Annotated in this window: 17 protein-coding genes; 13 read left to right on the top strand and 4 right to left on the bottom strand. The window is 69.4% G+C overall.

The window, feature by feature from the left end:
- The first annotated feature begins 260 nt into the window (after positions 1 to 260).
- From QK444_RS07115 to QK444_RS07085, 7 genes are all read left to right on the top strand, one after another.
- Positions 261 to 668, top strand: coding sequence for an SgcJ/EcaC family oxidoreductase (locus QK444_RS07115; protein WP_029932049.1), 408 nt, complete (start codon positions 261 to 263; stop codon positions 666 to 668).
- 244 nt (positions 669 to 912) lie between these two features.
- A complete protein-coding gene (gene hemW, locus QK444_RS07110; protein WP_282778275.1) occupies positions 913 to 2,079 on the top strand; it encodes a radical SAM family heme chaperone HemW in 1,167 nt (388 codons plus the stop codon).
- A gap of 323 nt (positions 2,080 to 2,402) precedes the next feature.
- Positions 2,403 to 3,545: an epoxide hydrolase family protein gene (locus tag QK444_RS07105; protein WP_282778251.1), complete on the top strand. Its 1,143-nt coding sequence runs from the start codon at positions 2,403 to 2,405 to the stop codon at positions 3,543 to 3,545.
- Positions 3,546 to 3,597: 52 nt separating this feature from the next.
- On the top strand, positions 3,598 to 4,176 hold the full coding sequence (locus tag QK444_RS07100) for a thioredoxin family protein (protein WP_282778249.1): 579 nt from the start codon (positions 3,598 to 3,600) through the stop codon (positions 4,174 to 4,176).
- Between the two features lie 164 nt (positions 4,177 to 4,340).
- The gene (gene hrcA, locus QK444_RS07095) at positions 4,341 to 5,381 is read left to right on the top strand and encodes a heat-inducible transcriptional repressor HrcA (protein ID WP_282778247.1); all 1,041 of its coding nucleotides are present in this window, start codon (positions 4,341 to 4,343) and stop codon (positions 5,379 to 5,381) included.
- A 65-nt stretch (positions 5,382 to 5,446) separates the two neighbouring features.
- Positions 5,447 to 6,601: a molecular chaperone DnaJ gene (gene dnaJ / locus QK444_RS07090; RefSeq protein WP_029932054.1), complete on the top strand. Its 1,155-nt coding sequence runs from the start codon at positions 5,447 to 5,449 to the stop codon at positions 6,599 to 6,601.
- 4 nt (positions 6,602 to 6,605) lie between these two features.
- On the top strand, positions 6,606 to 7,346 hold the full coding sequence (locus QK444_RS07085) for a 16S rRNA (uracil(1498)-N(3))-methyltransferase (RefSeq protein WP_282778244.1): 741 nt from the start codon (positions 6,606 to 6,608) through the stop codon (positions 7,344 to 7,346).
- Positions 7,347 to 7,556: 210 nt separating this feature from the next.
- Here the strand turns inward: QK444_RS07085 and QK444_RS07080 are convergent, their stop codons facing one another.
- Positions 7,557 to 8,825: an MFS transporter gene (locus QK444_RS07080; protein WP_282778243.1), complete on the bottom strand. Its 1,269-nt coding sequence runs from the start codon at positions 8,823 to 8,825 to the stop codon at positions 7,557 to 7,559.
- A 101-nt stretch (positions 8,826 to 8,926) separates the two neighbouring features.
- Between QK444_RS07080 and QK444_RS07075 the strand changes: the two genes are divergently transcribed.
- From QK444_RS07075 to era, 6 genes are all read left to right on the top strand, one after another.
- The gene (locus tag QK444_RS07075; protein WP_282778241.1) at positions 8,927 to 9,856 is read left to right on the top strand and encodes a LysR family transcriptional regulator; all 930 of its coding nucleotides are present in this window, start codon (positions 8,927 to 8,929) and stop codon (positions 9,854 to 9,856) included.
- 165 nt (positions 9,857 to 10,021) lie between these two features.
- Complete coding sequence (locus QK444_RS07070) at positions 10,022 to 12,160, top strand: PhoH family protein (RefSeq protein WP_282778273.1); 2,139 nt, start codon at positions 10,022 to 10,024, stop codon at positions 12,158 to 12,160.
- Positions 12,161 to 12,182: 22 nt separating this feature from the next.
- Complete coding sequence (gene ybeY / locus QK444_RS07065) at positions 12,183 to 12,737, top strand: rRNA maturation RNase YbeY (RefSeq protein ID WP_029932059.1); 555 nt, start codon at positions 12,183 to 12,185, stop codon at positions 12,735 to 12,737.
- Complete coding sequence (locus QK444_RS07060) at positions 12,734 to 14,095, top strand: hemolysin family protein (protein ID WP_282778238.1); 1,362 nt, start codon at positions 12,734 to 12,736, stop codon at positions 14,093 to 14,095. Before ybeY ends, QK444_RS07060 begins: the two co-directional genes overlap by 4 nt.
- Complete coding sequence (locus tag QK444_RS07055) at positions 14,088 to 14,498, top strand: cytidine deaminase (RefSeq protein WP_282778236.1); 411 nt, start codon at positions 14,088 to 14,090, stop codon at positions 14,496 to 14,498. Before QK444_RS07060 ends, QK444_RS07055 begins: the two co-directional genes overlap by 8 nt.
- On the top strand, positions 14,495 to 15,421 hold the full coding sequence (gene era / locus QK444_RS07050; protein WP_282778234.1) for a GTPase Era: 927 nt from the start codon (positions 14,495 to 14,497) through the stop codon (positions 15,419 to 15,421). The genes QK444_RS07055 and era overlap by 4 nt, the downstream gene beginning before the upstream one ends.
- Before the next feature lie 18 nt (positions 15,422 to 15,439).
- Here the strand turns inward: era and QK444_RS07045 are convergent, their stop codons facing one another.
- The 3 genes from QK444_RS07045 to QK444_RS07035 form a co-directional block, all read right to left on the bottom strand.
- Positions 15,440 to 15,721: an aldo/keto reductase gene (locus QK444_RS07045; RefSeq protein WP_282778232.1), complete on the bottom strand. Its 282-nt coding sequence runs from the start codon at positions 15,719 to 15,721 to the stop codon at positions 15,440 to 15,442.
- Positions 15,722 to 15,785: 64 nt separating this feature from the next.
- Positions 15,786 to 16,163, bottom strand: a complete 378-nt coding sequence (locus tag QK444_RS07040; RefSeq protein WP_282778271.1) for a DUF1304 domain-containing protein — start codon at positions 16,161 to 16,163, stop codon at positions 15,786 to 15,788.
- A 497-nt stretch (positions 16,164 to 16,660) separates the two neighbouring features.
- Positions 16,661 to 17,903, bottom strand: a 1,243-nt coding sequence (locus tag QK444_RS07035; protein ID WP_282778230.1) for an amidase, incomplete at its 5' end; no start/stop codon positions are given.

Below are 17,903 nucleotides of genomic sequence, written 5' to 3'. Positions count from 1 at the left end.
GGCTTCCGGGCAGACAGCTCGCGCTGCAGACGCGCTTGAAGTCGACATGGCGTCGTGCCACGAGTCGTACTCCGAGTGCCGTCATGCAGCTTATTGTGCCATGTCAGACGGGTCGTTCCGACCGCTCGACAGTATTTTCCGGACTTCTCCGGGAAATCCCCTGGACAGCCGACCTGATTTGTGACGCTTCTCATAGCCCGGCCCGCCACCGGTTTTCGGGTATTGACCTGAACCGGTATCGAGGTTGAACGATCTCGGGTATGACAACACCGGATATCGATACCGCCGCCGAACTCGAGGCCATCCACGCCGTGGTCGCCGCCGTCGACCGTGCCCAGCGTGCCGAGGACGCCGACGCCTTCCTGGCCCTGTTCCACCCCGATGCCATCTGGACCACCGGCGCGGGCAGATTCCTCGACGGACGCGACGAGATCGCCGAGTTCACCCGTGCCGTGCTGCCCGGCGCGACCAAGGACGGCTACGCCACCTACGAGGTGTTCTTCGTGCGCTTCATCCGGCCCGACGTGGCCGCCGTCAAGGTCCGTCAGCGCTATCTGTCCCACGACGGTGAAGTCCAGTCCGAGGGCTCACCGCTGTACGGCATGACCAAGGAGGACGGCCGCTGGCTGCTCACCTTCTGCCAGAACACCCCGGTCGTCGACCACTGAGTCCGCCTCCGGCGCGCCGGAGGGCCGCCCTGCCCGGAACGACCGCTCGGCTCACGGGACCCGAGCGGATGCGGGGCGGCCACCAGCGTGCGCGACGGCGGGGATATCGCGCGGCCGGAAGTCGGACGCCCGCGCCGAGCGAGGTGCTGCTCGCGGTGTGATGTGCGCGACCGGTCAGACTGGATGGGTGACCGCATCCGCTCCGTCCTCCGCCCACGCCACCCCGGCGGACACCGAATCGTCGGTGCCGACGCTGCGCGACTTCGGGGGCGGGGCGTTCGGGATCTACATCCACGTGCCGTTCTGCGCCACACGGTGCGGGTACTGCGATTTCAACACCTACACGGCGGGTGAACTGGGCACTTCCTCGTCGCCGCAAACCTGGTTCGAGGCGCTGCGCGGTGAACTGGCCACGGCGGCACGGGAATTCGAGGCGTTGCCGAGTGCGGTGCCGCCGGTGGAGACCGTGTTCGTCGGCGGCGGCACCCCGTCGCTGCTCGGCGGCGACGGGTTGGCGGACGTGCTCGACGCGGTGCGCGCCAACTTCACCCTCGCCGCCGACGCCGAGGTGACCACCGAATCGAATCCGGAATCCACCTCGCCCGCCTTCTTCGAGCGGCTGCGCGCGGCCGGATACACCCGCATCTCACTGGGCATGCAGTCCGCGGCCGCGCACGTGCTGAAGGTGCTCGACCGCACGCACACCCCCGGCCGGGCGGTGGCCGCCGCCCGGGAGGCGCGCGCCGCCGGATTCGACCACGTCAACCTGGATCTCATCTACGGCACCCCGGGCGAAACCGACGCCGATCTGGACGCCAGCATCGACGCCGTGCTCGCCGCGGGAGTCGACCACGTCTCGGCGTATTCGCTCATCGTCGAGGACGGCACCGCCCTGGCTCGCCGCGTGCGCCGTGGTGAACTGCCCGCCCCCGACGAGGATGTGCTCGCCGCCCGCTACGAACGCCTCGACGCCCGCCTCGAACAGGCGGATCTGCACTGGTACGAGGTCTCCAACTGGGCCGCCGACGACACCGCCCGCTGCCGCCACAACCTCGGCTACTGGGACGGCGGCGACTGGCTCGGCGCGGGTCCGGGCGCGCACAGCCACGTGGGCGGCGTGCGCTGGTGGAATGTGAAGCATCCGGCGCGCTACGCGGAGCGGGTCGCCACCGGCGCGCTCCCGGCCGCCGGCTGGGAACAGCTCACCGCCGAGGAGCGCTACACCGAGCGGGTCATGCTCACCGTGCGCTTGCGCACCGGCCTGCCCCTGGACGAACTCGATGCCGCCGGTCGCGCCGCCGCCGCCCGCGTGATCGCCGACGGGCTCGCCGAACGTCGCGAGGACAGGCTCATGCTCACCGACCGCGGCCGCCTGCTGGCCGACGCAGTCGTCCGCACGCTGCTCACATAGGCCGACGGAGTGCGGTCCGTCGCTGGCGATCGCAGGGCTGTGCGGTGGTTCGTCGGATGAAGCCGACTCGATACCGCGTCGCGGTTCGCTCTCCCGGTTGGTGGGAGGCGTCGCGATCCACGCCCCGACGCGTCGCGATCCACGCCCTGTCGACCGGCGGCCCGGTGCGGCTGTGACCGGCAGGCTCGCCGATGCGGCGAGGTCGGGGGGAACGGGCTGCCGGGGGCGGGCGCACCGAAACCGTGCCGGAATGCCGAGGCGGCCGACTAGGCTGCTGCCCACCAGGGCTTTCGAGTTCGTTTCGCGGCTGCGAGGAATCCGTCATGTACGACGAGGACATTGTTCCGTTCCAGGTGGAGATCGGCCGGGACGAGTTGTCGGATCTACGCCGACGGCTCGGCGAAACCCGCTGGCCCACACAGATTCCCGGCGTCGGCTGGGCGCGAGGCGTCCCGGTCGACTATCTGCGCGAACTGGCCGGGCATTGGGCGGAGCGGTTCGACTGGACGGTGTGGGAGAAGCGGCTCAACTCCTATCCGCAATACCTCACCACCATCGACGGCACGCGAATCCACTTCCTGCACATCCGTTCTCGCCATCCCGATGCCATCCCGCTGGTGCTGCTGCACGGTTGGCCCGGGTCGGTGCTGGAATTCCTGGACGTCATCGAACCGCTCACCGACCCGGGGGACGACGGCCCGGTCTTCGACCTGATCATTCCGTCGCATCCCAACTTCGGATTCTCCGGCCCCGCCCCCGACATCGGCTGGGACAGCACCCGCACCGCCCGCGCCTACGCCGAACTCATGCGCCGCCTCGGCTACCCGCGCTACGGGGTGCAGGGCGGCGACTTCGGCGCGTTCATCGCCCCGGACCTCGGCCGCATCGACTCCGGCAACGTGATCGGCGTGCACGTCAACGCCGCCACCATGGGCTTCATCCCCTACGGCCCGGTACCGGACCAGGAGGTGGAGACCCTCACCGAACTCGAGCGCATCCGCCTGTTGCGCCTGGGCCGCTACCTCTCCGACGGCAGCGGCTACTTCCAGATCCAGGGCACCCGACCGCACACCCTCGGCTTCGCGCTGGCCGACTCCCCGGCGGGCCAACTCGCCTGGATCGTCGAGAAATTCGAGGCCTGGACCGGAACCGACGGCACCCTGGAAGACCGGGTGAACCGCGACCACATGCTGGCCAATATCTCCGTCTACTGGTTCACCAACACCGGAAGCAGCTCGGCCCAGCTGTATTACGAGTCGCTGCACACCCGCAACCTCCCCACCCCCTCCCGCACTCCCACGGCCGTGGCCAACTTCGCCGAGGATGTCGCCATCCGCCGCTATGCCGAACAGGTCAACAACATCGTCCGCTGGACCGACTACGACTCCGGCGGTCACTTCGCGGCCATGCAGACTCCCGACATCCTGGCCGCCGACATCCGCGCCTTCTTCGCCGAACTGAGCTGATTCGCCACGCCGAACCCCGCACAGACGCGCCCCGGCGACGGACAATGGGCGGATGGCGCTCCAATCCCTGATGGTTCAGCTCGGCACGCCCGCCCCCGACTTCACCCTGCCGTCCGTCGACGGTGACACGTTCTCGCTGAGCAGTTTCGCTTCCCAACCGGCCCTGCTGGTCGCCTTCCTGTCGAATCACTGTCCGTACGTGCGGCGGATCGAGCACGCGTTCGGCGCGGTGACCGCGGAACTGGCGACCGAGGGCCTGGCCACGGTCGCGATCGGCAGCAACGATGTGCGCGACTATCCCGACGACGATGCCGACCACCTGCGTGAGCAGGCGCGGCGGGCAGGATTCCGGTTCCCGTACCTGATCGACGAATCGCAGGAGGTGGCCAAGGCGTTCCGAGCGCAGTGCACCCCGGACCTGTTCCTCTACGACGCCGACCGCCGCCTGGCCTACCGCGGCGAATTCGACGCCGCCCGGCCCGGCAACGATCTGCCCTCCGACGGTGCGTCGCTGCGGTCGGCGGTGTCGTTCGTGTTCGCGGGCGGGATCGTTCCGGAACCGCATACGCCCAGCATCGGCTGCGGCATCAAATGGAAGCCCGGCAATGAACCGCGGATGATCTTGGGATAGTGCTGCGGGCCGAGATCCACGCAGCTGGTGACGGGTGCGCGGGCGATACGCCGTCGGGCAATTAAACTGGATCGCGGATCAACCGGGAATCCGCGAGTCCACCCTGCGCTCCGAACGGGTGCGCGCGGGCGGCGGACCCGAAGGCGAACGAGGAGGTGGGGCAGATGTCGAGCACCGAGCAACGGCGGCTCGAAGTCCTGCGCGCGATCGTCGCGGACTACATCGCGACCAAGGAACCGATCGGGTCCAAGAGTCTGGTCGATCGGCACAACCTGGGCGTCTCCAGCGCGACCGTGCGCAATGACATGGCGGTGCTGGAGGCCGAGGGCTACATCACCCAGCCGCACACCAGCTCCGGCCGCATCCCCACCGACAAGGGCTATCGCCAGTTCGTCGACCACATCGCCGAGGTGAAACCGCTGTCCGGGGCCGAGCGGCGGGCGATCATGGAATTTCTGGAGAACGGCGTCGATCTCGACGATGTGCTGCGGCGCGGGGTGCGCCTGCTGGCCCAGCTGACCCGTCAGGTCGCCATGGTGCAGTACCCGACCGTCACCGCCTCCACCGTCCGCCATCTGGAGGTGGTCGCGCTCAATCCCGCCCGGCTGCTGCTGGTGGTCATCACCGACACCGGCCGCGTCGACCAGCGGCTGGTGGAGCTGGGCGATGTGGTCTCCGAGGAGGATCTCGCCGCGCTGCGCGGCATGCTCGGCAAGGCCATGGACGGCAAACGGCTGAACGCGGCCTCGGCCGCGGTGGCCGAACTGCCCGAGCACGCCCCGGCCAAACTGCGGGACGTGCTGGTGCGGGTGTCGACGGTGCTGGTGGAAACCCTCGTCGAACATCCGGAGGAGCGGCTGGTGCTCGGCGGCACCGCCAATCTGACCCGCAGCGCCTCCGATTTCGCGGGCAACGGCTTCCCCGGCTCGCTGCGTTCGGTGCTGGAGGCGCTCGAGGAGCAGGTGATCGTGCTGAAGCTGCTGGCCGCGGCACAGCAGCCGGGTACCGTGACCGTGCAGATCGGGGAGGAGACCAAGGTCGAGCAGATGCGCGGTACGGCGGTGGTGTCCACCGGCTACGGCGTAACGGGTACCGTGCTCGGGGGAATGGGTGTGCTCGGTCCGACCCGGATGGACTACCCCGGGACCATTGCTTCGGTGGCCGCGGTCGCCCGGTATATCGGTGAGGTGCTCGCCGAACGGTGAGCCGGTTGAACAGTGTTTCCCCGCACGGGCGGGGACGAGCCCCAGGACAGGACTAGAGAGCGCAAGTGGCACGGGACTATTACGCACTGCTCGGTGTCGCGCGTAACGCGACCGACCAGGAGATCAAGCGCGCCTACCGCAAGCTGGCGCGTGAACTGCATCCCGATGTGAATCCGGATCCGGGTGCGCAGGAGCGCTTCCGCGAGGTGTCGAGCGCCTACGAGGTGCTCACCGACCCGGAGAAGCGGCGCATCGTCGATCTCGGCGGTGACCCGCTGGAGTCCGGCGGCGGCATGGGCGGCGGCTTCTCCGGTGCCGGTTTCGGCGGCCTCGGGGACGTGTTCGAGGCGTTCTTCGGCGGTATGGGCGCTTCCGGTGGTCAGCGCAAGCCGCGTGGGCGGGTGCAGCCCGGCGCGGATTCGCTGCTGCGGACGCGGCTGTCCTTGCAGGAGTGCGCGGTGGGGGTCACCAAGCACCTCACCGTCGACACCGCCGTACTCTGCGACCTGTGCCAGGGTGCGGGCACCAATGGCAACTCCAAACCGGTGCGCTGTGAGACCTGTGGCGGCGCGGGCGAGGTGCAGACCGTGCAGCGGTCCTTCCTGGGCCAGGTCATGACCTCGCGGCCGTGCCCGACCTGCCGTGGCGCGGGGGAGACCATTCCCGATCCGTGCCGCAAGTGCGGCGGCGACGGCCGGGTGCGGTCGCGGCGTGAGATCGCCGCGCCCATTCCGGCGGGTGTGGCCAGCGGCATGCGCGTGCGTCTGGCCGCGCAGGGCGAGGTCGGCCCCGGCGGTGGCCCGGCCGGTGACCTGTACGTGGAGATCGTGGAGCAGCCGCACGACACCTTCGTGCGTGACGGCGACGATCTGCACTGCACCATCCGCGTCCCCATGGTGGACGCGGCGCTGGGTGCGACGGTGGTCATCGACACCATCCTCGACGGTCCGGTGGAGCTCACCATTCCGGCTGGCACCCAGCCCGGCGAGGTGTCGGTGCTGCGCGGCCACGGCATGCCCAAGCTGCGTGCCAACTCCCGCGGCGATCTGATCGCACACCTGGACATCGTCATCCCGAGCAAGCTGGACGGCAAGCAGACCGATCTGCTGCGCAAGTACAAGGGCCTGCGCGGCAACGAGCGCACCGAGGTGCTGACGGCCCAGTCCGAGCACAACAGCGGGCTGTTCGCCCGGCTGCGCGCCTCCTTCAGCGGACGCTGACCCGGTGGCCGCCACCGTCTTCTACCTGGACGAGGTCCCCGAACCGGGCGGCACCGCCGTCCTGGACGGCCCGGAGGGGCGGCACGCCGCCACGGTGCGCCGCGTTCGAGTGGGTGAGCCCATCACCCTCTCCGACGGGCACGGGGTCCTCGCCGAATCGGAAGTGGTGGCGGCACAGAAGGATCGGCTGGAACTGAAGGTCCTCGGCCGCCGGGTCGCCGATCCGGCGACCCCGCAGGTGACGGTCGTCCAGGCGCTACCCAAGAGCGACCGCTCCGAACTGGCGGTGGAACTCATGACCGAGGCGGGCGCGGACGCCATCGTCCCCTGGCAGGCCGCCCGCTGCGTCTCCAACTGGGAAGCCAAGGCGCACAAGGCCGTCGAGAAATGGCGCAGCGCCGCCAAACAGGCCGCCCGCCAGTCGCGGCGCGCCTACATCCCCGACGTGGCCGACCTGCACCGCACCGCCGACGTGCTGGACCTGGTCCGCACCGCCAAGGCGGCGGGCGCGGTGGTGGCCGCCCTGCACGAATCCGGCACCGGCCGCTTCACCCGCCTGCCCTTCGCCGACGCACCCGAGATCGTGCTCATCGTCGGCCCCGAAGGCGGCCTGGACGACACCGAACTGACCGCCCTCGCCGACGCGGGCGCGGACACCGTCCTACTCGGCCCCACCGTGCTGCGCACCTCCACCGCCGCGGCCGTCGCCCTCGGCGCACTGGGCGCGCTGACACCCCGCTGGTAACCCCGCACGCTGACGCTCGCACCCGCCGCGCGGCCGTGCGAACCGTGGCATACGGCAGCCGGGTCTCCCGGCCTTGCCCACCAAGGCCTGAACAGCCTGCGGCACGGCAAGACCGCACGACCCGCAACGGGCAGGACTACACGAGCTGCGATCCGGCAAGGCCGTGCGGCCCGCCATCCGGTGTGCCGGGTGCGCGGTTGACGACGGGTTTCAGACCGATTCCGATGGGCCCGGCTCGGGTGTGCGGAATGCAGGGCTATCGGTGCCGTGCATGGCAGCAGTGAGAGGAGCAGCCCGGGCGGCGCGGTACAACGGCACCGCCAGCAGCACGGCCGCGCCGACGAGTACGGCCACGTATGCGGTGAGCCCGACCCAGCCCCGGTGGCCGTACGCCAGGCCCGCCGCACCGCCGATGATCGAATTGCCCAGATAGTAGGCGAAGACGTAGAGGGACGACGCGGCGGCGCGGTTGCCGGTGGCGGCCGTTCCCACCCAGCCGCTGGCCACCGCGTGCGCGCCGAAGAAGCCTGCGGTGCAGAGCAAGACGCCGAGCAGGATGAGCGGCAGGTGGTCGGGCAGGGTGAGTACCACACCCGCGGCCATGGCCAGGATGGCCGCGATGAGCACGCGGTGTCGGCCGTGGCGATCGGCCCAGCGGCCCGCCAGCGTGGCCGCCACGGTGCCCGCCAGATACATGGCGAAGACCGAACCCGCCACGGCCTCGGACAGTGCGAAGGGCGGCCGGGTGAGGCGGAAGCCGAGGAAGTTGTACAGCGCGGTGAATCCGCCCGCCAGCACGAAGGCCGTGGCGAACAGCGGGAGCAGGGTGCGGTGCCGCAGGTGGCCCGCGAGATCCGCTGCGAGCGTGCGGATATCGGCGGTAACCGGGGTGAAGTGCCGCGACGGCGGGAGCACCCGCACGAACCACACGGTGCACAGCGCCGCTGCCACCGCCAGCACCGCCGCCGCCCAGCGCCACGAGGCCGCTTCCAGGGTGACCGCCGGAATCAGTCGCCCCGACAGACCACCGACGCTGGTGCCGGACACGTACACGCCCATGGCCGCGCCCAGTCCCGCCGAGCCGATCTCCTCGGCCAGATACGCCATGGCCACGGCGGGCACCCCGGCCAGCGCGAGCCCCTGCACCGCGCGCCCGGCCAGCAGCACGTCGAGCGTCGGGGCGAAGGGGAGCAGCAGCCCGATCGCACAGCTCGCCAGGGCCGACGCCCGCATCACCCGGGTGCGCCCGAACCGATTCGACAGCACGCTCACCGGCACGATCGCCAGCGCCAGCAGTCCCGTGGTGAGCGAGACCGCCAGCGCCGCGTGCGCCGGGGTCGCCCCGAACGCCGCCGACAGGCTGGGCAGTAGCGCCTGTGCGCTGTACATGGACGCGAAGGTGGTCAAACCCGCCGCGAACAGGGCGAGGATGATGCGCTTGTCCCGGGACGCGGTCTCGGTGGCCGCCGCGATGCTCATGTTGCCCACCATGCGCACACCGGGCATGACAAAGGAAATGCATAATGAATCGGAAGTTGATGCCAAATCGGTATTTGTGCAGCTAACCGGCGGAGGATGGCATGGGCAGTGACGATCTGCACTGGTTCATCACGCTCGCCGAACTCGAGCGGGTGGGCGCGGCCGCCGAACGCCTGCACCTGACCCAGCCGACCCTGTCGCGCATGCTGGCCCGCCTGGAACGCCGCCTCGGTGTGCACCTGTTCGACCGGCACGGAAAACGCCTCACGCTCAACGACTTCGGGCGCGTCTACTACGAGCACGCACGACGCGCCCGCGCCGAACTCGAGACCGCGGAGCGGGAACTCGCCGACCTCGCGCACCCCGCCAAAGGCGTGGTGCGGCTGGCCTTTCAGCATTCTCTGGGCGCACGTCTGGTCCCCGAACTGATCGCGGGCTTCCGCCGCCGCACCGGGCGCATCACCTTCACCCTGAGCCAGGACGCGGCCGATGTGGTGACCGCGGCGGTGCTCGACAGCCGCGCCGATCTGGGCCTGGTCTCGCCCAAACCGGCCGCGCCCGGATTGGGCTGGCGGCCGCTGCTGCGCCAGCAGCTGGCATTGGCGGTACCCGCCGACCATCGGCTCGCCGGGCGGCGGCAGGTCGGCCTGGCCGATGCGGCCGATGCCGAATTCATTGCCATGCACCCGGGTTTCGGCATGCGTCGGGTGCTCGACGACCTGTGCGCCGCCGCCGACTTCCGCCCCCGCATCGGCTTCGAATGCAGCAATCTCGGCACCATCGCGGGTCTGGTCGCGGTGGGTCTCGGGGTGGCGCTGCTGCCGCTCGAGGACCCGCGTATCACCGGCCTCCAGCCGGGGCTGACGCTGCTGCCGCTGACCGATTCGAATGCCCTGCGCACCGTCGGCATGATCTGGACGCCCGGCGCCGCGCCGTCGGAGGCGGTGCGGCGGTTCCGCGATTTCACCCTCGACTGGGCGGCGGCGCGACCCGAGCCGCGCCCCGGTCACCAGCCCGCCTCGGCCGGGTGACGGTCTCGCAGCGGCACTGCCGGTAGCAGCATATTCACTGGGCGCTGTCGGTGGACGGCGCTAAACTTTCATCAACGAAGGTGACGTTCGAGACCGGAAAGCAGGCTATAGCCACTTTTGAGAACACCAGGCGAAAACGGCGACCAGACCACTCCCGTCGCGGGCATCGGAGCCGGCGGCAACGGGTCCGGACCGGCGGGGCGGACCGTACGTTCGAGCATCGAACTCGCACCGGAATCGGTGTTCGGATTCCTGGGTTCGGCGGATGAGAACCTGCGTGAACTCGAACGCCTGCTCGACGCCGACATCCATGTCCGCGGCAATTCCGTCACCCTCACCGGCAAACCGGCCGACGTGGCTCTCGCGGAGCGCGTCATCGCCCAGCTGGTGGCGCTCACCGCGCGCAACCGGGTGGTGACCCCCGAGGCGGTCCGGCACACGTACTCCATGCTCACCGAGGGTTCCTCGGATTCCCCGGCGGAGGTGCTGAGCCTGGACATCCTGTCCCGGCGCGGCAAGACCATCCGGCCCAAGACTCTCAATCAGAAGCGCTACGTCGACGCCATCGACGAGCACACCATCGTGTTCGGCGTGGGCCCGGCCGGTACCGGCAAGACCTACCTCGCCATGGCCAAGGCCGTGCAGTCGTTGCAGACCAAACAGGTCAACCGCATCATTCTGACCCGGCCCGCGGTCGAGGCGGGGGAGCGGCTCGGCTTCCTGCCGGGCACGCTCAACGAGAAGATCGACCCGTACCTGCGCCCGCTCTACGACGCCCTGCACGACATGATGGATCCCGAGGCCATTCCCAAGCTCATGGCCGCGGGCGTCATCGAGGTCGCGCCGCTGGCGTACATGCGCGGCCGTGCGCAGCCCCTCTTCACGAAGGTGCTGACGCCCGCTGGCTTCCGCCCGATCGGCACGATCGAGGTCGGGGACTACGTCATCGGTTCCGATGGCCGCCCGACCGAGGTGCTCGGTGTGTACCCGCAGGGATTCAAGGAGATCTATCGCGTTCACACCCAGGACGGCTCCTCGACACTGGCTTCGGGCGACCACCTGTGGTCCGTGTACACCCGGGATGATCGGCGGCGTGGCAAGCCCGCTCGGGTGCTCCAGACGAAGGAGATGATCGGCAACCTGCGGGCCGCGCACTATCACCGTTACGAACTGCCGCTCCTGAGTGATGCGGTGCGGTTCGAACCGCGTCCGGTGCCGATGGACCCGTACGCCCTCGGCCTGCTGCTCGGAGACGGTTGCCTGACCTGCTCGTCCACACCGAGTTTCGCGACCACCGATCCCGAGTTGGTGCGGGCGCTCGAGAATCTGATCCCCGGTGTTGTCGCCCGCCGGAAGTCCGACGTCGACTACGTGCTCAATCGCATCACGACGCCGGGCGAAGTGATCACCATCGAGAATCCGGTGACGGCGGTCGCGCGGACACTCGGACTGGCGGGTTCGCGTTCGGATTCGAAGTTCATACCGAGTGAGTATCTGTTCAACTCGTCTGATGTCCGGCTCGGTGTCTTGCAGGGTCTGCTCGATTCCGACGGTGGTCCGGTCACCCAGCAGGGGAGAACCTGCCGCATCCAGTTCACGACCGTGTCGGACCGTCTGCGTGACGATGTCGTCTTCCTCGTCCAATCCTTGGGCGGTGTGGTGTACCACCGCACCCGACCGGCACTCGGACGCCGGCCCGGCTTGGCGAGAGGCCGGGAGGTGCATCACCGCTCCGATGCGCACATACTCGATATTCGCCTGCCGGAGGGCATCGCTCCCTTCCGACTGGCCCGCAAGGCCGAGAAGTACGCGGCCACCGGCGGCGGGCGGCCGATGCGGTTCATCGATCGCATCGAGGAGGCGGGAACCGAGGAAGCCGTGTGCATCCGGGTCGCGGCGGCGGATTCGCTGTATGTGACCGAGGATTTCCTGCTCACGCACAACACCCTCAACGATTCCTTCATCATCCTGGACGAGGCGCAGAACACCACGGCCGAGCAGATGAAAATGTTCCTCACCCGGTTGGGCTTCGGTTCCAAGATCGTGGTGACCGGTGACATCACCCAGGTCGATCTGCCCAGTGGTGCGCGGTCGGGGCTGCGGGCGGCGACGGAGATCCTCGACGGCATCGAGGACATCCATATCTCCGAGCTCACCAGCGCGGATGTGGTCCGCCACCGGCTGGTCGGGCAGATCGTGGACGCCTACGACCGGTTCGAGGCGGAGACGCGCCCGCAGGTGACGGCGCACTATCCGGGCAATCGCGCGCAGCGGCGTGCCGCGAGCCGAGCGGAGCGGCGCTGAACTCGGCCGATAGGCTGAGCGGGTGAGCATCGAGATCGCCAATGAATCGGGTATGGACGTATCCGAAGAGGAGCTGGTCAGTGTCGCGCGTTTCGTGATCGGCCAGATGGACGTGCATCCGGCGGCCGAACTGTCGATGGTGCTGGTCGATCTCGACACCATGGCCGATCTGCACATGCGCTGGATGGACCTGCCCGGTCCCACCGACGTCATGTCGTTCCCCATGGACGAGCTGGAACCGGGCGGGCGTCCCGACGCCGGTGAGCCCGGCCCCTCCATGCTGGGCGATATCGTGCTGTGCCCCGAATTCGCGGCACAGCAGGCCACCAAGGCCGGACATTCCGTCGACCACGAGTTGGCGCTGCTGACCGTGCACGGCGTCCTGCACCTGCTCGGCTACGACCACGCCGAGCCGGAGGAGGAGAAGGAGATGTTCGCCCTGCAGGCGTCGCTGCTGGAGGGTTGGTACGAGAGTGTGCGCGAGGCCCAGCGGCGCGCCGAACTGGCCGAGCGGGATGCGCGGCTGCTCGGCAAGACCGGCTTCACCGCGCCCGGAGATCCCTTGGACCCGGCGTGAATTCACTGTTTCTGCTGGCGCTGGCGATCGTGCTGGTGCCATTGGGTGGCATTTTCGCGGCGCTCGACTCCTCGCTGAACACCATTTCGGCGGCCCGGGTGGACGATATGGTGCGGGCCGAGCGGCCCGGCGCGGCGCGGCTGGCGCACATCATCACCGATCGGCCCCGCTATGTGAATCTCATGGTGCTGCTGCGGGTGCTGTGCGAGATCACCGCGACGGTCCTGCTGGCCGCGGTACTGCTGGACTGGATGGATCAGCTGTGGGCGCTGGTCGTCACCGCTGCCGTCATGGTGCTGGTGGACTATCTGGTGATCGGGGTCGGGCCGCGCACGCTGGGTCGCCAGCACGCGTATTCGCTCGCACTGGCGGCGTCCTTGCCATTGCAGGCGATCGGCACCCTGCTCGGTCCGATCAGTCGGCTGCTCATTCTCATCGGCAATGCCATCACCCCCGGTAAGGGATTCCGCAACGGCCCCTTCGCCTCCGAGATCGAACTGCGCGAGGTGGTCGACCTCGCCGGTGAGCGCGGCGTGGTGGCCGACGACGAACGCCGCATGATCCAGTCGGTATTCGAACTCGGCGATACCGCGGCCCGCGCGGTCATGGTGCCGCGCACCGAAATGGTGTGGATCGAGTCGGAGAAGACCGTGGCGCAGGCGATGTCGCTGGCGGTGCGGTCCGGGCACTCCCGGATTCCGGTGATCGGCGAGAACGTCGACGACATCGTCGGCGTGGTGTACCTGAAGGATATGGTGCCCTACGCGGATCGCAGCCGGAAGGTCCGCGTGCACGAGGTGATGCGCGCGGCCGTCTTCGTGCCGGACTCCAAACCGCTCGACGATCTGCTCGACGAGATGCAGCGCCGTCGCAATCACATGGCCGTCCTAGTGGACGAATACGGCGGCATCGCCGGGCTGGTCACCATCGAGGACGTGCTCGAGGAGATCGTCGGCGAGATCGTGGACGAGTACGACCAGAACGAGGTGCCCGATGTCGAGGACCTCGGCAACGGCAAATACCGCGTCTCCGCCCGACTGTCGGTCGAGGACCTGGGCGAGCTGTTCGGCATGGCGATCGAGGAGGAGGACGTCGACACCGTCGGCGGGCTGCTCGCACACGAATTGGGGCGCGTGCCGCTACCGGGTTCGAAAGCGGTGGCGCACGGACTGGTGCTGAAGGGGGAGGGCGGTTCCGACGCCCGCGGCCGGGTGCGGGTGCACACGGTCGTGGTGAAGCGGGCCGCCGAGAAGGCCGGTGCCGGCAAGGCCGCATCGGAACGGGGCGACGGCGAATCGGCCGGAGCGGACGGCGTCGGTGGGTCCGGCGCGAATGAGGATGGAGAGGCAGATGATTGAACTGGATGCCGAGGACAACAAGCTGCTGATCCTGGCGCGCGGGGCCATGGGCCGCGCCGGGGGGTCCGGCGGGGCGGCGATCCGGGACACCGACGGGCGCACCTACGCCGCCGGTGAGGTATCGCTGCACGCCCTGCGGCTGACCGCGCTGCAGGCCGCCGTCGCGGCCGCGATCTCCAGTGGCGCCGAGGGTTTCGAGGCGGCGGTGGTGGTCGGCAGCCCGTTCTCCGACCGGGGAGTGGCCGCCGTACGCGAGGTGTCGGAGACGGCGAAGATCATCTTCTCCGATGCCAAGGGCAAGGTCTTCGACATTGTCGACGGGCCCGTGGAGGGCGATCCCGCCCAGCGCTCCGGCGTACCGGAGGGCTCCGACGCACATACCGGATCCGAGGTGTTCGAATGAGTGAATTCCGTTCGGGTTTCGTCTGTTTCGTGGGACGGCCGAATACCGGCAAGTCCACGCTCACCAATGCCATGGTGGGGCAGAAGATCGCCATCACCTCCTCGCGGCCGCAGACCACCCGGCACACCATTCGCGGTATCGTGCACCGCGAGCACGCCCAGCTGATCCTGGTGGACACCCCCGGCCTGCACCGGCCCCGCACCTTGCTCGGGCAACGGCTCAACGACCTGGTGCGCGACACCTACTCCGAGGTCGACGTGATCGCCATGTGCGTTCCGGCCGACGAGAAGATCGGCCCCGGCGACCGCTGGATCATCGAGCAGATCAAGCTCATGGCCCCCAGGACCACCCTGCTCGGCGTGGTCACCAAGATCGACAAGGTGAGCCGCGACCAGATCGCCCACCAGCTGGTGGCGGTCTCGGAACTGCTCGGGCCCGACGCCGACGTGGTGCCGGTATCGGCGGTCAAGGGCGAGCAGGTGGAAACCCTCGTCGATGTGATCGCCTCGAAGATGCCCGAGGGCCCGGCCTTCTACCCCGACGGCGAGCTCACCGACGAGCCCGAGGAAACCCTCATGGCCGAGCTCATCCGCGAAGCCGCCCTCGAAGGCGTGCGCGACGAGCTCCCACACTCCCTGGCCGTGGTCATCGAGGAGATCCTGCCCCGCGAGGTGGACGCCGACGACCCGAATGCCAAGTCCGCCAAGGACATGCTCGACGTGCACGCCCTCCTCTACGTCGAACGCCCCAGCCAGAAGGCGATCATCATCGGCAAGGGCGGCTCCCGCCTCAAAGAGGTCGGCACCAACGCCCGCAAGCAGATCGAACACATCCTCGGCACCCGTATCTACCTGCACCTGCACGTCAAGGTCGCCAAGGACTGGCAGCGAGACCCGAAACAGTTGGGCAAGTTGGGCTTCTGAGCCGGTCGCGCGGCGGCCTCACCGCCGCGCCTGGACGGTCAGTCCGCCGGTCGTCACGGTGCGCGTCATCTCGCGGGCCAGGAACTCGTGCGGGAAGCCCAGGTCGACGGCGCTCGCCGCCTCCAGCCGTGCCACCTGCCCGGCATCGAACTCCACGGTCAGCGCCCCGAGATTGTCCTCCAGCTGTTCGGGCGTCCGCGCGCCGATGATCGGCGCGGTGACGGCCGGATTGCGCAGCGTCCAGGCCAGCGCGACCTGCGCCGGGGTGCGGCCCGGCTGCGCCGCCACCTCCTTCACCACCTGGTGATCTATCGCGCCGCCGACGAGGAGAGCCGGGCCGCGCCGCACCGGCTGACGGCCGGGCCTACAGCTGGGTGAGCGCGGCCAGCAGCGTCAGAGCCGGGAAGAGAGCCTGTTTGGCGGCCGCGTTGGCCTTGTCGCGGTAGCGGGCGACCAGTACCACGGCCGCGGCGAGCATGGAGCCGCAGCTCATCAGGATCAGCGCCCAACCGGCCGAGGCGTCGGCACGGACCAGGGCCACGCCGACGAATGCGCCGATGGCGAGGAACAGGTTGTAGAACCCCTGGTTGAACGCCCACGGCTGCGTGGCTGCCACCTCGTCCTCGGCGACGCCGAAGATGCCGCGGTGCACCTTCGGGTCGGTGAACCGCACCGCTTCCATATAGAAGATCGCCACATGCACCAGACCCGCGAGCGCGGCCAGGATCTGTACGACTGCCAGCACGACGGCCTCCTCGAGGTCGGGGACTCGCTCTCAGTGATCCGGTCTCAGGCACCCGGACCGCGTGGCCTACCAGGGATGGGTCCAGGGGGCAGGGATCTGGGTTCCGGTCGGGCGTCCGGTCGTGCGGGATGCTACCGGGCGCGGCATTGGTCACCCCGCAGGCACGCCGCCTCGGCGCGGCTCAGCGGGTGCGGGCACGCCGTCGATGTGGCGGTGTGGCTTCGGTGGTGCCGATGTCGCCGCGGTGGTGCAGCCGGTGAAGTCGCACGGTTCGGAGCGGATGTCGCGACATGGCGGTAGACGAGATATCGCTGCGGTGGTGCCGAAGTCGTCGCGGTGGTGCCTAAGCCGTCGCGGTGGTGCCTAAGCCGTCGCGGTGGTGCCGGTGGTGTCGCGGCTGTGCTCGGTGTTGTCACGGTCCACGCTGTCGTGGCCGCAGCGTCGTCGACACGGCCGGAAATCGACGATCCCGGCCGATTACCGCCTGTCGGTGCTCACGCCGCCGGATGCTCCAGCCACCACGGCGCGGGCCGCTGCTCGTACCACTTCAGCTCCGACTCCAGTTGGGCCGCAACCGAAACCAGCAGCTCCTCGGAGTTGGCCGGGCCCATGAGCTGCGCACCCACCGGCAGTCCGGCGGCGGTGAAGCCCGCGGGGACGTTGACGCTGGGCCAGCCCAGCACATTCCACGGCCAGGTGTACGGGCAGGCGGCGGTGATGAGGGCGTCGGTCGCCATGGTGCCGATGCCGTCGATCTCGGTGACGCCCGGGGGCGGGGTGGCGGTGGTGGGGGAGAGCACCACGTCGAACCTGTCGTACATGGCGCCGATGCGCATGCGCAGCAGGGGTTCGGCGGCGCGGGCGGCGAACAGGGCCGGGCCGAGCACGCGGCCGAGCAGGGCATTGTGCCTGGTGCGCGGGTCGACGGCCGCGCCCGGCAGTCGGTCGAGCGCGTGCCGGATGCCCACCATGGAGCGGGGCAGGAAGCTCGCGCCGAGAAGCACGCCGTAATCCACATCGGCCACCGTCACCTCGTGGCCGAGGCCGCGCAGGGTGTCCGCCAGCGCGTGGACGCGCCCCGCCACCTCCGGATCGAGTGCGGTCCTGGTGGCGGTGAAGGGGATGCGCAGGGACAGCGCGATGCGCAGGCGGCCGGGATCGCGGCCCACGGCCTCGGAGACGCGCAGGGCGCGCGGGACGTGCTTGTCACCCGGATGCGGCCCGGCGGCGGCATCGAGCAGTAGCGCCGCGTCGGCCACGGTGCGGGCGAGGGGGCCGTTCACGGTGAGCCCCTCGAACGCCTCGGCCAGCGGCCAGGTGGAGATGCGTCCGCGCTGCGGTTTGATGCCCACCAGGTTGTTCCACGCCGAGGGGATGCGCACCGACCCCGCGCCGTCGGAACCCAGTGCGGCGGGAACCAATCCGGCCGCCACCGCCGCGGCGGAACCACCGGAGGAGCCGCCCGGCGTATGCTCGGCGCTCCACGGATTCCTGGTGTGCCCGAAGGCATCTCCGCTGGTGAACGGGAGCTGTCCGAGTTCGCAGGTATTGGTCTTGCCGACGATCACCGCACCGGCCGCGCGCAGTCGCCGCACCGATTCGGCGTCCTCGGTCTTGGCGGGAAAGTTGCCGCCACAGCCGAAAGCCGTTGGGGTACCGGCGAGATCGGTGTCGTCCTTGATGGCGATGGGCACACCGAGCAGCGGCAGCCGCTCCCCGGCGGCCAGCCGCCGATCC

The sequence above is a fragment of the Nocardia sp. CC201C genome, from assembly GCF_030010695.1.
Taxonomy (GTDB): domain Bacteria; phylum Actinomycetota; class Actinomycetes; order Mycobacteriales; family Mycobacteriaceae; genus Nocardia; species Nocardia otitidiscaviarum.
The sequence above is the reverse complement of the archived record's forward strand: the minus strand, read 5'-3'. Positions and strand labels throughout refer to the sequence as shown.